The 15661-nt window shown below is 61.7% G+C and carries 16 protein-coding genes; 10 read left to right on the forward strand and 6 right to left on the reverse strand.

Annotated elements, in window-relative coordinates:
• Positions 1–133: 133 nt before the first annotated feature.
• On the reverse strand, positions 134–727 hold the full coding sequence (locus NKK50_RS29720; RefSeq protein ID WP_023667783.1) for a DJ-1/PfpI family protein: 594 nt from the start codon (positions 725–727) through the stop codon (positions 134–136).
• 161 nt (positions 728–888) lie between these two features.
• Entirely contained in the window at positions 889–1587 is a 699-nt protein-coding gene (locus NKK50_RS29725; protein ID WP_023667782.1) for a GntR family transcriptional regulator, read from the reverse strand.
• A 175-nt stretch (positions 1588–1762) separates the two neighbouring features.
• Here NKK50_RS29725 and NKK50_RS29730 point away from each other — a divergent pair, with 175 nt between their 5' ends.
• The 3 genes from NKK50_RS29730 to NKK50_RS29740 all read left to right on the forward strand — a co-directional run bounded on the left by NKK50_RS29730 (position 1763) and on the right by NKK50_RS29740 (position 5323).
• Positions 1763–2992: an iron-containing alcohol dehydrogenase gene (locus NKK50_RS29730; protein ID WP_352544287.1), complete on the forward strand. Its 1230-nt coding sequence runs from the start codon at positions 1763–1765 to the stop codon at positions 2990–2992.
• 58 nt (positions 2993–3050) lie between these two features.
• Positions 3051–4499 carry an NAD-dependent succinate-semialdehyde dehydrogenase gene (locus NKK50_RS29735; RefSeq protein WP_352544296.1) on the forward strand — a complete coding sequence of 483 codons (1449 nt, stop codon included), beginning with the start codon at positions 3051–3053 and terminating at the stop codon, positions 4497–4499.
• Between the two features lie 110 nt (positions 4500–4609).
• The gene (locus tag NKK50_RS29740) at positions 4610–5323 is read left to right on the forward strand and encodes an alpha/beta hydrolase (RefSeq protein ID WP_352544288.1); all 714 of its coding nucleotides are present in this window, start codon (positions 4610–4612) and stop codon (positions 5321–5323) included.
• Between the two features lie 323 nt (positions 5324–5646).
• On the opposite strand, the gene NKK50_RS29745 is transcribed toward NKK50_RS29740, so the two are convergent.
• Complete coding sequence (locus NKK50_RS29745; RefSeq protein WP_352544289.1) at positions 5647–6543, reverse strand: NAD(P)/FAD-dependent oxidoreductase; 897 nt, start codon at positions 6541–6543, stop codon at positions 5647–5649.
• A gap of 123 nt (positions 6544–6666) precedes the next feature.
• On the opposite strand from NKK50_RS29745, the gene NKK50_RS29750 reads away from it, so the two are divergent.
• The 3 genes from NKK50_RS29750 to NKK50_RS29760 all read left to right on the forward strand — a co-directional run bounded on the left by NKK50_RS29750 (position 6667) and on the right by NKK50_RS29760 (position 9569).
• Positions 6667–7296, forward strand: a complete 630-nt coding sequence (locus NKK50_RS29750) for a TetR/AcrR family transcriptional regulator (protein WP_352544290.1) — start codon at positions 6667–6669, stop codon at positions 7294–7296.
• Between the two features lie 538 nt (positions 7297–7834).
• On the forward strand, positions 7835–9010 hold the full coding sequence (locus NKK50_RS29755; protein ID WP_352544291.1) for a zinc-dependent alcohol dehydrogenase: 1176 nt from the start codon (positions 7835–7837) through the stop codon (positions 9008–9010).
• Positions 9011–9020: 10 nt separating this feature from the next.
• Complete coding sequence (locus NKK50_RS29760; RefSeq protein WP_352544292.1) at positions 9021–9569, forward strand: hypothetical protein; 549 nt, start codon at positions 9021–9023, stop codon at positions 9567–9569.
• Positions 9570–9824: 255 nt separating this feature from the next.
• Here the strand turns inward: NKK50_RS29760 and NKK50_RS29765 are convergent, their stop codons facing one another.
• A complete protein-coding gene (locus NKK50_RS29765; RefSeq protein ID WP_155922421.1) occupies positions 9825–10049 on the reverse strand; it encodes a hypothetical protein in 225 nt (74 codons plus the stop codon).
• A 997-nt stretch (positions 10050–11046) separates the two neighbouring features.
• Between NKK50_RS29765 and NKK50_RS29770 the strand changes: the two genes are divergently transcribed.
• Positions 11047–11304, forward strand: coding sequence for a hypothetical protein (locus tag NKK50_RS29770; RefSeq protein WP_245274198.1), 258 nt, complete (start codon positions 11047–11049; stop codon positions 11302–11304).
• A 289-nt stretch (positions 11305–11593) separates the two neighbouring features.
• Here the strand turns inward: NKK50_RS29770 and NKK50_RS29775 are convergent, their stop codons facing one another.
• Positions 11594–12061 (reverse strand): hypothetical protein, encoded by a 468-nt coding sequence (locus NKK50_RS29775; protein ID WP_023753939.1) that lies wholly within the window; start codon positions 12059–12061, stop codon positions 11594–11596.
• A gap of 414 nt (positions 12062–12475) precedes the next feature.
• On the opposite strand from NKK50_RS29775, the gene NKK50_RS29780 reads away from it, so the two are divergent.
• Complete coding sequence (locus NKK50_RS29780) at positions 12476–13075, forward strand: EF-hand domain-containing protein (protein WP_031204614.1); 600 nt, start codon at positions 12476–12478, stop codon at positions 13073–13075.
• Between the two features lie 209 nt (positions 13076–13284).
• On the opposite strand, the gene NKK50_RS29785 is transcribed toward NKK50_RS29780, so the two are convergent.
• Positions 13285–13449, reverse strand: coding sequence for a hypothetical protein (locus NKK50_RS29785; RefSeq protein WP_023667766.1), 165 nt, complete (start codon positions 13447–13449; stop codon positions 13285–13287).
• A gap of 1006 nt (positions 13450–14455) precedes the next feature.
• On the opposite strand from NKK50_RS29785, the gene NKK50_RS29790 reads away from it, so the two are divergent.
• Entirely contained in the window at positions 14456–15115 is a 660-nt protein-coding gene (locus NKK50_RS29790; protein ID WP_023682764.1) for a L,D-transpeptidase, read from the forward strand.
• Positions 15116–15125: 10 nt separating this feature from the next.
• A complete protein-coding gene (locus tag NKK50_RS29795) occupies positions 15126–15638 on the forward strand; it encodes an OmpA family protein (RefSeq protein ID WP_023667764.1) in 513 nt (170 codons plus the stop codon).
• Positions 15639–15661 lie beyond the last annotated feature (23 nt).

A 15661-nucleotide genomic window follows, 5' to 3' on the forward strand; every position in this document is an offset into this window, starting at 1 on the left:
AACAACTGTGTGCCAACTTGGTTCGTCCCAAACCGGGCCCCTGGTTCCTTTTGTAATTTTTTTTTTCTCCGCTTGGGCGCGGGGTGGGTGGGGCCCCGGGCCCCCCCCTGGGGTTTGGCCCGGGCTCAACGGTTCAAGAATGGTGGATTTCCGTTCCCAACACCTTCAGGCATTCACGGATGAACGCCGCAAGCGCAGTCCAGCCTTTGGCTGAAACCATGGTCCCATCGACATAGGCGTCGGTGGGAGACAGATCGATATAAGTGCCGCCGGCAAGCGTCACCTCCGGCTCGCAAGCGGCGAGCGCCGCCACCTTCTTGCCGCGCACGACGCCGTCGACCGCGATCAGAATCTGGACGCCATGGCAGATCGTGAAGATCGGCTTTTTCGCCTCGTGGAAATGGCGCACCATTGCCTGTATCCGCTTGTCGGTGCGGATGTATTCGGGGCCACGACCGCCGGCGCAATAGACAGCGTCGTACTGGCTCAGCTGCTTCTCGGCGTCGGCAAAGGTCTTGTTGATCAGCGCATTGTGGCCGGGCTTTTCGGTGTAGGTCTGATCGCCCTCAAAATCGTGCAGCGATGTCTTGATCATGTCTCCGGCGCTTTTGTCGGGGCACACGACATGAACGGTGTGTCCCACCGCTTCCATCGCCTGCTGATAGACGAAGATTTCATACTCCTCGGTGAAATCACCGGTCAGCATCAGGATTTTTTTGGCTGGCATGTCTTTTCCTCTCGGCTTGTTTCAGGGGCGAGGTGCACTGCGCGCCTCGCTTCCCGGGATCGAAATCGGCTCAGAACGGGGAATAGAATTCGTAGGCGGCAGGCTGGGCGGACAGCGGCGCGCCGCGCTTGAGGGTGCCTCTGACAAGCAACATCGCCAGGCTACTCGAACGCAGGCAGGAGCCTGTCCCGCGAATTTTCGATGTGCGCGCGCATGGCTTTTTCGGCGGCGTCCGGATCGCCCGCGGCAAAGGCAGCGAGAATAGCCTCGTGCTCGTCGAGCGCCTCTTCGGTCACCCTGGAGTGATACATCAGCCGGAAGATATGGAAGTGGGTATGCTGGTGATTCAGCGTCTCGCGAATGAGTTCGTTCTGGGCGAACTCGACGATCTTGTCGTGGAAGATCGCGTCCTGACGGGCGAAGTTCGAATAGCGCAGGCGTTCGTCCTTGCCGACCCGCCGAGCCATGACGCCGGCCGCCTCCTGCAGCGCGGCAAGGCGCTCGCCGTCCATTGTTGCGGTGGCTTTGGCCGCGGCGGCAGGTTCAAGCAATAGACGCAGCTCGTAAAGCTCGTCGAAGCGCCGGCGGGTGATTTGTGGGGCGGCGCGATAGCCGATCAGGTGGGTTTTCAGAACCAGCCCTTCCCCCTCCAGCCTGCCAAGCGCTTCACGAATGGGGGTATGCGAGACGTTGAATTCCTTGACGAGATTGTCGACGGTGATGCGCGATCCCGGAGCAATCCTCAAAGACATGAGCTGCGCGAAGATTGCTTCGTAAACGTCGCCAGCCAGACTGTTGGCGCGCTGAATACGACCGGTCGCACGGGCTTCATTGTCAACCGTCAGGTCCGTGTTCTGCATCGTTTGCCTCTTGACAGAACCACCCACTAACATGATGCTCCGCGAAACTCAATCCTATATCCTATACGATTTTATTAGAGGGGTATCGCATGATCATGACCTGCAGCGCCGAGGTCGGCCTCTGGCACGAAGCCAAGCCTGTCGGCTTCCAATCCGTCTTCGCAGGATCTTGTGCATGAGCTTGTTTGCAGCGGCGCGCCTGCCGAGCGAGATTCTATTCGGCAAAGGCCAGCGCCATGTCCTGCCTGCCATTGCCGCCAAATATGGACGGCGTGCGTTCGTCTGTACCGATGAGCGCTTCGCGGCGACGTCGCAGTTCGCCGAGATTCTGGCTGGCTTGCACAACGCGGCGATCGAGGCGCTGGTCTTCGACCGAACGCTGCCGGATGTGCCGCGCGACAGCGTCGCCACCTGCATTGCGCAGGCGAAGGATTTCAAGCCGGACATGGTGATCGGCATCGGGGGCGGCAGTTGCCTCGACATGGCCAAATGCGCTGCACTTCTGCTCAGCCACGGCGGCAAGCTCGAGGACTACTATGGCGAGTTCAAGGTACCCGGCCCTACCCTTCCGGTGGTCGCAGTGCCGACGACGGCTGGAACAGGCTCCGAGGTGACCCCCGTCGCCGTGATCTCCGACCCGGATCGGACGCTGAAAGTGGGTATCGCCAGTCCGCATCTCATCGCGGCAGTGGCGCTTTGCGATCCGGATCTGACGGTGACCTGTCCACCATCCTTGACGGCGATCGCCGGCGCCGACGCGCTGACGCACGCAATCGAGGCCTTCACAGCGGCCAAACGCGGCGCCGACCCTCATTTGCCGCAACAGCACGTGTTCATCGGCAAGAGCGCTCTGACCGATCATTTCGCGCTTCTGGCCATCAGGCTGCTCGGCCGCAGTCTCGAAAAGGCATATCGCGACGGATCGGACGAGGATGCGCGCGCCGACGTGATGATGGGAGCGCTGGCCGCCGGTTGCGCCTTCGGTACGGCGGGAACGGCCGCCGCCCATGCGGTGCAGTATCCCGTTGGCGCGCTTACCCACACCCCTCATGGCCTGGGAGTGGCCACGATGCTGCCCTACGTGATGACCTACAATCTGGCCGCAGCAGCCGCGGAGATTGCGGAAGTCGGCACTGCTCTTGGCCTTTCCCGTCAGGGCGGCGGCGACGCCGATGCCTTGGCGCACGCCACCATCCGTGAGGTGAGCCGGCTGTTTGGCGCCATCGGCATCACACCGACATTGGCCGAACTGGGTCTTCCCGAAGACAAGATCGACTGGACGGCCGAGCAGGCGCTCGGCATCGACCGGTTGATCAAGAACAATCCGCGTCCGTTCGACCGCGCCGCGATGCGACAGCTGGTCAGGGCTGCCTATGACGGCGACATGTCCGCCACCACGATGTGATCGACCAGGAGTTCATCCAATGAACATTGCCGCAGGCATATCCGACGAGGATCAAGATATGTTCGACTACGCCACGGTCTCGCACGGTCTCTACATTGGCGGACGCTGGCGGCCCTCATCGGAGGGCCGCGTGATCGAAGTGGTCGATCCCTCGACCGAAGCCGTGATCGCTGCGGTTCCCGACGCCACGCTCGCAGACGCCGCCGCCGCCGTCGACGCGGCCGCAAAGGCGGCGGCCGGCTGGCGCGAGACCCCGCCACGCAGGCGATCGGAAATCCTGCGGCGCTGCTTCGAACTGATGACCGAACGGGCGGAGACGTTGGCCGCGCTGATCTCGCTGGAGAACGGCAAGGCGCTGCGCGATGCGCGCGGCGAAGTCGCCTATGCGGCGGAATTCTTTCGCTGGAACGCCGAGGAAGCGGTCCGCATCAACGGCGAGTTCGGCCTTGCGCCCTCGGGCGCGAACCGGATCATTGTCGACTACCAGCCCATCGGCATTTGCGTGCTCATCACCCCATGGAATTTCCCGGCTGCCATGGCGACACGCAAAATCGCTCCGGCGCTCGCGGCCGGCTGCACGGTGATCCTGAAGCCCGCCAGCGAGACGCCGCTGACGGCCTATGCGCTTGCGGCGCTCTACGAGGAGGCCGGCGTGCCGCCCGGCGTCGTCAACGTGCTGACGACCTCGACCCCCGGGCCGGTGACGGCGGCCATGCTGGCCGATCCGCGCGTGCGAAAGCTGTCCTTCACCGGCTCGACCGGCGTCGGCCGCGTGCTGCTGGCCGAAGCCGCGAAACACGTCATTTCCTGTTCCATGGAGCTTGGCGGCAACGCACCCTTCATCGTCTTCGACGACGCCGACCTGGAAGCAGCCCTCGACGGTGCGATGGTTGCCAAGATGCGCAACGCCGGCGAAGCCTGCACGGCCGCCAACCGGCTTTACGTCCAGGCCGGCATCCATGATGCTTTCGCGGAAGGCTTGAGCAAACGCATGGCGGCACTCAACGTGGGCCCGGGCACAGACTCAGACACAGAATGCGGGCCGATGATCACCAGGAAGGCTGTGCACAAGATCGACCGGCTTGTGCAGGACGCCGTTGCCCGCGGCGCCAAAATCCTGTGTGGTGGCGGCGTATCTGAAGGCAGAGGCTTTTTCTATCCGCCAACGGTGCTCAAGGACGTGCCGGCCGACGTTGCCATGGCTCACGAGGAGATCTTCGGTCCCGTGGCGCCGATCAGTCGCTTCGACAGCGAGGCGGAGGTCATCGCCAAGGCCAACGACACAGAATACGGTCTCGCGGCCTACATCTACACGCGCGACCTGGCCAGAGGAATGCGCGTGGCATCGAAGATCGAGTCGGGCATGATCGCGCTCAACCGCGGCCTGATGTCGGATCCGGCGGCGCCCTTCGGCGGAGTCAAGCAAAGCGGGTTGGGGCGAGAAGGCGGCCAGAAGCATGGCGTTGCCGAGTTCATGGAGGCCAAGTACATCGCTGTGACCCTGTGAGCGGACATCACGCCAAAGATCCGTTTCGCATTCGCGATCATGTGGTCGAGTTCGACGACATGGTCGCCGAGATCGTTCGCAGAAGCGAGGACACCAGGGCGAATGTTCCCATGGTCGCCGATGTCGCCTACGGGGCTGACGCCACCGAAACCATGGATCTGTTCTTTCCCGAGGGCAAACGGGAACGCCTGCCGGTGCACATGTTCATCCACGGGGGCTATTGGCGCATGTTCTCCAAGCGCGACTATTCCTACGTCGCCGAGACCGTTACGAACGCAGGTGCGATCGCGGTCATTGTCGACTACGCGCTGATGCCGACCGTCAGGATGGCCAGGATCGTCGACCAGGTGCGCCGCGCCAAGCGATGGGTATTTGACAATGTCGCACACCATGGCGGCAATCCCGGCCTGCTGACCGTTAGCGGTCATTCCGCCGGTGCGCATCTGGCAACAATGCTTTTCGACGGTGACGAGCGGCCTTCCGGCATCAAAGCTGCGCTGCTGCTTGGCGGCCTTTACGACCTGAAGCCATTGCAGATGTCGTTCCTTGCCGCCGAGATCGCGATCACCGACGAGGAGGCCGGCCGATTCTCGCCGATCGACCACAGTTTCGATCCATCCGTGGGCGTAGATATCTTGGTCGGCGCCGATGAAACGCCGCCGTTCCACAGCCAGGCCGCACTCTTCACGGACCACCTTGACAAGCAGGGACTGACTGTTTCGCGCACGACCCTTGGCGGGGCCAATCACATGAGCAGCGTCCGTGACCTTGGCTTGGCTGGTACCGAGGCCTCGTCACTGCTGGCCCGCGTCGTGGCCGCCTGAGACTTCCGCCAGAAGCGCTGCTGGACGCGACCGTTCAGCAAAGTAGCGTCGCAGCATCGGGTACCGACAGCGGTGGCCAATCTCCCGCCACCGGTCCCCATACCGTAAGCCCGCCGTCGATGTCGACGTCGACGTGGTTCATGCTTTCCAGCGTGATTGAGCTTGATAACCGATGTCGGCGATCGCCGTCATGCCGGCAGCGCAGTTGAGTTCTCAAGGCTGACCGGCCAAAGATGCCCCTCAGGGGAGAGCGGGCCGGCGTTCCGTAACCTCGCCTTCAGAATATGATAGCCCGCGGCACCCGGAGAAGGGAATCTGCGCTCTCAAACCAGCATCGACTGCTGGGCGGAGATCCCAGCCGTCGCGCCGTGCGATATTGCCAGGGTGACCGATGGCGGCGTGAGGGGGTTGGCGAGGTCGCCCGCGGCGTAGATGCCGGGCATGCTGGTTTCGCGGCGCTCGTCGACCTTGAGGATTACGCCGAGGGGCGTATCGACCGTGGCGAGGCCCAGTGATTCGTGCAGGCTTGCGGACGGCTTGTTGCGCGGATGCGCGAACAGGATGTCGACCGCGACTTTGGGGCCGGTATCGAGCTTGACGGTGGCGTTATGCCCCCCGTGATGGGCGATCTCGCTGATCCGGCCGTCGACGACAGGTATGTTGCGGCGCGCCAGACCGGCCCGGATATCGGGCGGAATGTCGTGACCATCGGCGAAGACCGTCAACCTGTCGGTCCAATCGTGGAACAGCCTGACCTGATTCATCGACTGTGGGCCGGACCAGACGAGGCCCCAATGCTGGCCGGCGACTTCAAAGCCGTCGCAATAGGGGCAGGGCACGATGGACGTGCCCCAACCTTCGGCAAAGCCCGGAACATCAGGCATCTGGTCGGCGACGCCATAGCTCAGGATCAGGCGGCGCGCGCCGAGGCTTCCGCCATCGCCAGTGAGGACGGAGAAATCGTCGATGGCCCCGGAGAGGCTGTCGGCCCGGGCATTGACCAGCTTGATCGTGGGATAGCGCGCCAGCTGCCGCCGCGCCTCGGCCAGGATGTCCAGCGGTGGCTTGTGATCGTGGCCGAGCAGGCCATGCGAGTGGCCGGCGAAGCGGTTGCGCGGCAGGCCGGTATCGAGAACGGTGACCTTACGGCGGGCACGGCCGAGTTGCAGGGCACCGGCGAGACCGGCAAAGCTGCCGCCGATGATGATGACGTCATCCATGATGGGCTCCGTGTTGTGGATGAGGGGCTGGTTGGACCAAACCTACCCATCGGCTTGCGCATTTCAGAAACTACATGGTATCGTAATCCAAGAATTAGGATACTGTCAAGGACTGGAATTGTCGTGACCGAAAATAGCCACGGCCGGCGCGGCCGGCCCGCCAACGAGGCGCTTGGCCAAACGATACTCGACGCTGCGTCCGAACTCTTTGTGGAATTGGGTTTTCAAGCGACCACATTGGACAAGGTCGCCCAGCGGGCGAAGATATCCAAGCTCAGCATCTATCGGCATTTCGAGAACAAGGAGGCGCTGTTCAGCGCGGCCATCGCGGCCGGCTGCCATCAGTTGTTTGCGCCACTGGCCCTTCTTGAAGGCGTCGGCGGTCCGGTCGAAGATCAGCTCATGGCGGTGGGATCATCCCTGCTTCGGACGCTGTTGAGATCAGACGTCCGCAGTGTCGAAGCCATGGTCATGGCCGACCAGACGAATCCAAGGTCGTTAAGCAAGCTCCATTTCGAAGCCGGCCCCGCCCATGTCATCGCCCAAATCGAGGTCCTGTTGCGTCAGTTGCACGCGAAGGCGGTTCTGAACGTGCCCGATCCTCTCCGGTCCGCCCGCTTGTTTGCCGCGCTTTTCAAAGGATCCGATCTTTTGATTATCGCACGCTTCGATGAGGCGAGAGCGGCGGACGACAACGAAATCGAATCCTATTGCCGGTCGGCCGTCGCCATGTTCATCGCTGCGCACGGCTAGGAGTCCGCCCTGCCCGCTAATCATTGTATTTCTGCGAAATACTCCGCTAGTGTCGCCGTCGCGATGGGCGCCCATCCACCCCATGTCGATCGCGTCGGGTCGGGCTGCGCGCCCGCCGGTGAGCGGCATCTCCTACCTGCTCCGGTCACACAGCGCTGACCCTTGAGCGCCTCCGCCGACCTGTGAGGGCGAGGAAGAGAATGCCGGTTATGGCCGCGAGAATCGAGCAGATGAGGTGTCGATCGCCGCGAAGGGACACCTGCGGACGGACCTTCTTTGGCACACTTGATTACGTCCATTCGTGGCTCGGGCTCCAGCGGTTCGTGCCCCGACGCGCCTGGGAAGGCCGCTGGTGCCCGCGACGGATCCTTCCAAGGTGCAGGTCTGGAATGGCCCAAAAATTCTCTCGAGCTCCCGGAACATCGGTCCGCCCCTGTGGTTCGACAAGCAGCGGCACAGTCGATCCAACCAGGCATCGGCCCGCTTAGGACAGGCGCGAGGTCCCTACCCACAGATCTTGCGAAAATAGGAGCAAGCTATGCGAGCGTTGGTCTGGCACGGCAAGGAAGACATACGCTGCGATCAGGTTTCGGACCCGGGAATTGAGGATGAACGTGACGCGATCATCAAGGTGACGAGTTGTGCGATATGCGGCTCCGACCTTCACCTCTACCACAACTATGTGCCAGCCATGCTGCCCGGCGACATCATGGGCCACGAGATGATGGGAGAGGTCGTCGAGGTCGGCAAGGGCGTCAACGGCGCTCTGAAGGAGGGAGACCGCATCGTCGTGCCGTTCACCATAATCTGCGGTGAGTGCGACCAGTGCAAGCGACAGAACTTTTCGGTTTGCGAACGCACAAACCGCAAGAAGAATCTCGGTGACAAGGTGTTCGGGCACACCACCGCGGGTCTGTTCGGCTACACTCATTTGACCGGCGGCTATCCCGGGGGACAGGCGGAATACATGCGTGTGCCGTTCGCCGATGCCACGCACGTAAAGGTGCCTGACAGCCTTACCGACGAGCAGGTTCTCTTCCTCGGCGATATTTTTCCTACCGGATGGCAGGCGGCGGCACAGTGCGACATTGAGCCCACCGATACGGTTGCGGTGTGGGGCTGTGGCCCAGTCGGGCAGATGGCCATACGCAGCGCCCTGCTGCTCGGCGCGAAACAGGTGGTGGCGATCGATTGCCTGCCGGAGCGGCTTTCCATGGCCGCGGCCGGCGGCGCCATCGCCATCAATTTCGCCGAGGAAAGTGTCGTCGAAGGACTGCGGGAACTCACCGGCGGAAAGGGCCCGGAGAAGTGCATCGATTGCGTCGGCATGGAAAGCCACGTCTCGCTGGCCCAGCCCGATACCGTCTACGATCGCGCAAAGCAGTTGATGCTGATGGAAAATGATCGACCGCACGTTTTGCGTGAGATGATCTATGTCTGCCGGCCGGCCGGCGTGATCTCGATCCCCGGCGTCTACAGCGGGCTGGTCGACAAGATTCCGATGGGACAGGCAATGAACAAGGGGCTCACCTTCCGAATGGGGCAGACCCATGTCAACCGTTGGACCGAGGATCTGTTGCGCCGCATCGAAGATGGCCAGATCGACCCATCCTTCGTCATCACCCATACCGTGGGGCTCGAGCAGGGACCCGAGATGTACAAGGTGTTTCGCGACAAGCAGGACAGCTGCATCAAGGTTGTACTGAAACCGTAGGGAAATCGTCATGAACGTGATTGCCAAACTTACCAACATCACCCGATCGCCTGGCGATCCCAAAGTGCTGAAGACTGGGCAGAGTGCGGTCGCGGCCTCCGATGGCCTTGCCCGCAAGCTCGGCTGGTTCAGCATCGCGCTTGGCGTCGCCGAGCTGGTTAGCGCCGAGCGGATTGCCGGCGCGCTCGGCATGCGCGGCAAGGAAGACCTGATCCGCGCTTATGGGGCGCGGGAAATCAGCAGCGGCATACTCTCGCTTTCAGTGGACAAGCAGGCCGGGCTTTGGAGCCGGGTGGCCGGCGACGGCCTGGATATCGCGACATTGCTGACAGCGTATCGGCATGGCAACCCAAAGCGCGATAATGTAGGCCTAGCGCTTGCCATGGTCGCCGGCATCACATTGCTCGACATCATCGGTGCGAAAAGCGTGACCGCGCGCCACTCTCGGAGCGGGACCAAGCCACGCGATTACAGCGATCGAAGCGGCTTTCCCGGAGGCACTGCCGCAGCCCGCGACCGTGCCCGCCCGCAGCGCAGCCAGGAGGCCGGCACAGCCTGATAGAGATTTCCGAACCCTGGCGCCATGCGACCTGGACAGGTGGCATCTCGTCAGGCCCTAACGCCAGAGGTGGTAGCTCTCGGCGAGCCGAGTTTGCTGGAACAGAGTGGACCGTCGCGCGGCCGTTCTCGCCGTCTCCTGGGTCACCGCCGCGCATGGGTTGTGTGGCCGGTGCGTTAAAGGCACGAAGCTAGCAGCGATCCGACCGGCGTCGAGCCTTCCATGTCTCTTGCCTTGGCAAGGTTCCGGCGATCCTCAGGCCGAGCCGCGTTCGGGAAGCTCGGTCTCTTCCGCCACCCCTTTCCGCAGGTCTCGGCGCAAGCGTTCCGCTTCGTCGGAATTATTATCGTCGTCTGTCCGCTCGAGTTCGCGATCGATTGTCTCGCGCGACCCCTCTGCCGGATCCTGTTGCGGAGATGTGTTCGGGCCGGTTTCGATCTTGCCGTCGCCGGGAACGGTGCGGTCGCGAGACTTCGTCATCTTCAGCTTCCCTTTCATCTGTCATCTGCCTCGGCATGTCCGATGGCATGAATTTCGGCCGCTTCCCTGCCGAACCGGATCGTCGACGCTTTGTTCCGGGAAAGCCCCCGCAGGTTCGTGCTGGTCGGCCCCGGGGCATTGGTCGATGCCCTTGCCGGGAAGCATCCTATGCCAACGAGGTCGGCGGCAGCCTCATCGATGTCGTTATCAACATGTGGGCTGTGAAGGCGTTTTCGGCCCGGACACGCGAGCACGCCAGGCTCGCGGCGAGTTTTCGAACCGAAGCAGATGCGCAGCGTAACAACTGGATGTATACGGAAAAGGCTGCCTCATCCACGACATCGCGCTTTCGGTAATGGCCGGCGGCATGCTCGCCTGGGCGGTCCGGCAGCTGGTAGCGAACTGGTCGTAGGCCTTTGCAAAGCCGCGTCGATGAAGCGGGTGCGGTAGCGCTGGTCGGTGTAGCGTCGAGGCATCTGTCAATCGGAGACAAGCGCGACCGCTTTTGGGACCTCACTGTTTTTTCCACCGGGACTCGACATCTCACTATCATAGTTGATTGTGGCTGCCGGTGACCCTGCGTAATGGATAGCCATTCCAACTCTCCAACAGGAAAACGGTATGTTGTATCCGGGTCGGTTTTTGGGGCCAAGCGAGATTGAGATGCTCGCCCAGGTTTGTCACACGGTCTGCAAAGAGCGCGCCCTACCTCTTGCTTCGCAGAACGGAGAGCGCATAGCTGCGCATATACTCAGGCTGTTTATGAATGGCTTGATTGAGCAGAATGAACTGCTCGATGCTGAGAGGAACTGGGCTCTTCGGCCTGACCGTTCGGTCCAGCAGACGATGTCAACTACACGCACATGAGAGGCCGCGGGACCCAGTTTGGTAGTCGGAAAGCCGCCAAGGCCGGTTGGGAACAAACCTGACATTTGAGCGTTTGTAGAGCCCTTTCACCGGGCAACTCACCGAAATGCTTCTTGCCGTGCATGATGCGATGTCTACGGCCGTTTTGGCGGGCAGGAGCGCCAATGCGGAAGTATTCGGTGTGGTCGACCTCACCAACAAGGCTGAGGTCGACATCGGCATCACCAGCTTGGGAAGAGCCATCCAGTTCGTGGCCAACGCCTCGGTGCTTGGCTATGACATTCGCGGCGCCATGGTCTTCTATGGCTCGCCCGGCACCCCGAGCCTAAGGGCGAGAGAGTGCGAGCGCTTGTGGGCGCAGTTTGGCGGCGCGCTTCTACAGCCGTAGCTCTATCAGGACGTTCGCCCCACCCGTTTCATGGTATGAACGCGTACGGAGCTGAGGCGCTACCCAGCCAGAGCGGGAATGGCTCAGTGCTAGGTCTAGCGCGCGACCGCACCAAGCAGCTTTTCGGTGAACGGCTTTGAGCGGTTGGGCCAGCGTGAGAGCGTCCGGCCGCATACCTGCCGGTGCCTGCTTTCATGTGACTGGGCGGGGCTATCGGGGAGCCCGGTTTACCGCTGGGTCGGGCCCTTAGCCGAGGGAAGCACAGTACGGCAACCCCGCTCTTTGCTGGCTAACATCCTTCCGCTCTCAGGGACCGGACCATGCGCACAACAACAGGGTCATACGGTTTCTTTTCGGATTTCCGATAATTCATTGTGAAAAGCGCGGCACGCCGGTTGCAGACCATAATTGCACGGACGTAGCGAATCTCGCCATTCTTGACCCCGGAGTAGCTGGCCCATTTCGGGGCTAGGCGCCGATAGGTCAGTCGCCAACCGGCCTTTTCGTCCTCGATCATGCGATGTTCAATCTCGGCGCGAAAACTTGCTTTGCCCAGTCGCGCGCCCCAAACGACCAGAAACGCGTCTCTTGGGCCCTGAAAAGCCGCGCCCTGCTCCGAATTCTGGGTCAGGACGAAATTCGGAGGAATATCGAAACTAAAGCCAAGCTGTCGGACGCCGAAGGGCTGCCACGCCTCGGCCTGAAGCAACGTGGTCCAAAAGAGAAAAACTGTAAGTCCCAGCAGGAGGCGTCGCATTGCTCTGATTTAGCGCTGGCTAACATGGTGTCCAGACGACAGAGGTCCGTGACATAAAAGATATGCATCATGGCCGCGCAGCATATGGACGCGGGATTCGCGATTGACGGCGTGCGGTCGAAACGGCTTCCGTCCCACGAAAGGAGAGGACGCAGAGGGAATTGGTGCGTCGGTATGATCGACTGGCAGAAAATTGGCGAGGCCGAATGTCCAACGTTCATTGCCCGCAAAATGGGCGCCGGCTTCCTCTTGTGCCTAGGGAAGAAGAGCCGAAATTATTCCCTGGCGAAGACCCTGATCTACCTCAGACGGGGGGCATGCCCTGTAACTTCGCCGTGACCTGATCCCCTTCGGGGAACAATCAGATCGAGCTCCAGTTTGGCCTTCCAAGCGAAGGCACTGATGGAGCATGCCATGAGATTTCCACACAGCACGACGGCCGCGGCCGCCGTTTTCATTGCCCTGACCTCCCCCGCGCTCGCCCAGAAAAGCGGAACACCATCACCCTCGACACCTGCACCCGCTCCGGCAACCGAACCGCCGGCCGCCGGACAGTTGCCGGATGCGACCGGACAAGCGGATGCACCAACACGCGAAATGATCCGCCAGATGGTTGAGCAAGCTGTCCGGGAGAGAATGCAGCAGGATCGCGGTTCCGAAGAAGGTTTCCGCGAGGAAGATAGTCGCAACTATCAAGGCGATCGCAACGAGGGTGCTGACCGCCACGATGAAGATGGCGGCCGTTGGCAGAACCACGGTGGCCGCGATCGTGGACACAGAATGGCTGGACGCTGGCATCATCAGCTGATGCGCGGTGCCGGCATGCGACTGATGTTCGGGCTGTTGGACACCGATGGCGACGGATCGGTTTCCGAGGACGAGGTTCAACGCGCGGTGGGCAGGATGTTCAGTAGCATTGACGAGAATGGTGACGGCAAGATCGATGCGGACGAGATCCAGTCCTTCATGCATGGCTCCAGCATGCATGGCACTGATAGCGAGGACACGCCGTAGCTGCCTTCAAAGTGAATGCCCTCCCTCGGACAAAGCGGGCGAGCGCCTGGCGGTCGAATTCGAAGCGGTGTCTCTTGGCTATAGGCGCGGCGGCCCTAACAGCACCCTCCAGCCTTGCGTTATTCCCGCAGTCCCGCGAGACGCCAGCCGTGACAAAAAAAGGCTGCGCAGTGCTGATCAAGGAACGATCGAAGCCGACCAACGCAGGGTCACTCGGGCGCCCGGTCCTCCAGCAGAACGAAGGATGCGGCGATCAAGTCGTCGCCATTGATACGTCCTTGGCTGTCCTCCAACATAGTTGCAACCTTGTGGAAGGCCATCATTTCACCCGCGTCAATCTGCGCTTCACGCATCTTGGCTGTGAGATCAGCCACGCGATTTCCTAACGAATGTGATTTTGCAGTCTCGCAATTCGACATGATTAGTCATCCTTTGCCTTGGGGTTTCACGCTGCCGAACGCAATGCTTCAGCGGATGTTCCGAATTTGGCCATCAGTCTTATGGGATAGGACTTGCGTCTGATGGCGGTTGGAAGAAGCCCGAACGGCGGAACACGCAGCCGGACGCCGAATTGGAAACCCACCGTCGATCGAAGTCCCTTGTCGCCGGTTGAGATCCCGCCATCTTCACTGTCGAGAGGGTGGCGGGATCGCCTTCCGAGGAGCGAGCGCATATGAGGTAATAGATATTTGGCAGATGTACTCACGGCCATCCTGCTCGCTTCTTTTGTCTGCGCATGTTCATTCTTTTCGGGAAACCCCATCTCTCCAACAACACGCAACAACCGCGTTGCTACCCACGATTGATGCGATGACAACTGCATCAACAAAGCAAAGCCTCTTCGCCTAAGGTGCGATTGCCGCGGGCTTTTTCGACTTGAAGGTCGTCCAACGCGCCCGGTGGTCAGGCCATGGCGTTCAGCGGGAGCCAGGTAGACTCATCGCGAAAATCCCGCAGCGAGGCATGTCGCAAGTCCTCCTCGCCGCGTGCGGATACTGGAATCCGCCTGGCTCGTTGTGACAGGCATGCGAAGATGAGTGTCGGCGCATGGACGCGGAAAAACCCGCCAGCGTGAGCCAGCGGGCCTTGTGATGGGATGGCCCGCGCGTGCGGTCAAGGCTGGCCGACCATGATGAATGAGGGGACATCTTGGTCACCGGCACGACCGATGAAGAACGAGCCGGGTGTGACAGAACACCCTTGGAGCGAGGATGTTCCCGTCCGCACAAAAAAGCTCGCCGGCGTGAGCCGGCGGGCAGTCGCTATTTTGCCGTCAAGCGGACAGACCGCTTGCGGCCCACCCACTGCAGCATTTTTCCACTTTGAGCCGAAATCATTCTCAACTATGGTTCGCCAGGCTTAAGGCATGGGGGATTGCCGATGGTTTTATCACGCAGGGGTGTCGTGCTCGGCGGTCTGGCGCTGGTCGCGGTCGGCGGAACCAGCAATATTGTTCAAGCCGCGGGGGCAAAATCCTTTTTCGCCGGTACCGCCAGCGATAACGATTTCGTCTATCGCAAGACCAACTTCGCCAAGATCGACAAGAGATGGCATCGCCAGATCGTCAAGTATTTCAGCAGCGAGCCGGTCGGCACCGTCGTGGTCGATACCCGCCACCACTTCCTCTACCTCATCATGGAAAATAAGACTGCCATCCGCTACGGCGTCGGCGTCGGCAAGGAAGGCTTCAAATGGTACGGCCGCGCGACGATCGATCGCCGCGCGCTGTGGCCGCAATGGGTCCCGCCCCCCGAAATGCGCGAGCGCAAGCCGGACCTGCCGCCCATGATCGCGGGCGGCGCGTCCAACAATCCGCTCGGGCCGCGAGCGCTCTATCTGTACCGCGACGGCGCCGACATCGGCTACCGCTTGCATGGCACGCTGGAGCCATGGAGCATCGGCACCGACGCTTCCAGCGGCTGCATCCGCATGTTCCCCGAAGACATCATCGACCTCTACCAGCGGTGCCCGATCGGCACCGCGGTGGAGGTCCTGCCGCACATCGCCGACCAGGCGCCCGCTTCCACCACTGTCGAATGATTGGCGCATCATGAACCGCATGATTGAAAACACGCGCCGGCTGCTCGCCGCCGGCCTGCTGGTTGTGGCCACATCCTGCTCGACCAGCAACACGCTGGCCCCGTCGACGCCCGACGTCACCAACGCCGAGATTGCCGGCTTCCAGAACGTGCAGCCGGGCAGCGAGGAGGATTTTATCCTCAATGTCGGCCGCCGCACCTACTTCACGAAAGGTTCGGCCGCGCTCGATTCTGTCGCCAAGGCCACCCTCGACACCCAGATCGCCTGGTTGACAAAGCATCCGCGCTGGCTGCTCAAGCTGCAGGGTTTCGCCGACGATCCCGGCGCAAGCGAAACGGCGCTGTCACAGCAGCGCGCCGATGCGGTGATGGACTACCTCGCCGCCGGCGGCATAGACCGGAACCGCATGTGGGCCAAGGGCTACGGCAAGGACAGGCTGGTCCGCGACTGCCCCGACTCCGCCTGCAGGTCGCAGAACCGCCGCGTTGTGTCTAATTTGCGCGATGAGAGGGACGAGTCGTAGAGGCTGCTGTTTTGCTGGTCGCC

Source organism: Mesorhizobium sp. M0001 (assembly GCF_040324255.1).
Lineage (GTDB): Bacteria > Pseudomonadota > Alphaproteobacteria > Rhizobiales > Rhizobiaceae > Mesorhizobium.

What these genes read in the sequence shown, in the direction of transcription:
- NKK50_RS29720 (WP_023667783.1), bottom strand. Translation starts at nt 727, where the DNA reads ATGCCAGCCAAAAAAATCCTGATGCTGACCGGTGATTTCACCGAGGAG.
- NKK50_RS29725 (WP_023667782.1), bottom strand. Translation starts at nt 1,587, where the DNA reads ATGCAGAACACGGACCTGACGGTTGACAATGAAGCCCGTGCGACCGGT.
- NKK50_RS29730 (WP_352544287.1), top strand. Translation starts at nt 1,763, where the DNA reads ATGAGCTTGTTTGCAGCGGCGCGCCTGCCGAGCGAGATTCTATTCGGC.
- NKK50_RS29735 (WP_352544296.1), top strand. Translation starts at nt 3,051, where the DNA reads ATGTTCGACTACGCCACGGTCTCGCACGGTCTCTACATTGGCGGACGC.
- NKK50_RS29740 (WP_352544288.1), top strand. Translation starts at nt 4,610, where the DNA reads ATGGTCGCCGATGTCGCCTACGGGGCTGACGCCACCGAAACCATGGAT.
- NKK50_RS29745 (WP_352544289.1), bottom strand. Translation starts at nt 6,543, where the DNA reads ATGGATGACGTCATCATCATCGGCGGCAGCTTTGCCGGTCTCGCCGGT.
- NKK50_RS29755 (WP_352544291.1), top strand. Translation starts at nt 7,835, where the DNA reads ATGCGAGCGTTGGTCTGGCACGGCAAGGAAGACATACGCTGCGATCAG.
- NKK50_RS29760 (WP_352544292.1), top strand. Translation starts at nt 9,021, where the DNA reads ATGAACGTGATTGCCAAACTTACCAACATCACCCGATCGCCTGGCGAT.
- NKK50_RS29765 (WP_155922421.1), bottom strand. Translation starts at nt 10,049, where the DNA reads ATGACGAAGTCTCGCGACCGCACCGTTCCCGGCGACGGCAAGATCGAA.
- NKK50_RS29770 (WP_245274198.1), top strand. Translation starts at nt 11,047, where the DNA reads ATGTCTACGGCCGTTTTGGCGGGCAGGAGCGCCAATGCGGAAGTATTC.
- NKK50_RS29775 (WP_023753939.1), bottom strand. Translation starts at nt 12,061, where the DNA reads ATGCGACGCCTCCTGCTGGGACTTACAGTTTTTCTCTTTTGGACCACG.
- NKK50_RS29780 (WP_031204614.1), top strand. Translation starts at nt 12,476, where the DNA reads ATGAGATTTCCACACAGCACGACGGCCGCGGCCGCCGTTTTCATTGCC.
- NKK50_RS29790 (WP_023682764.1), top strand. Translation starts at nt 14,456, where the DNA reads ATGGTTTTATCACGCAGGGGTGTCGTGCTCGGCGGTCTGGCGCTGGTC.
- NKK50_RS29795 (WP_023667764.1), top strand. Translation starts at nt 15,126, where the DNA reads ATGAACCGCATGATTGAAAACACGCGCCGGCTGCTCGCCGCCGGCCTG.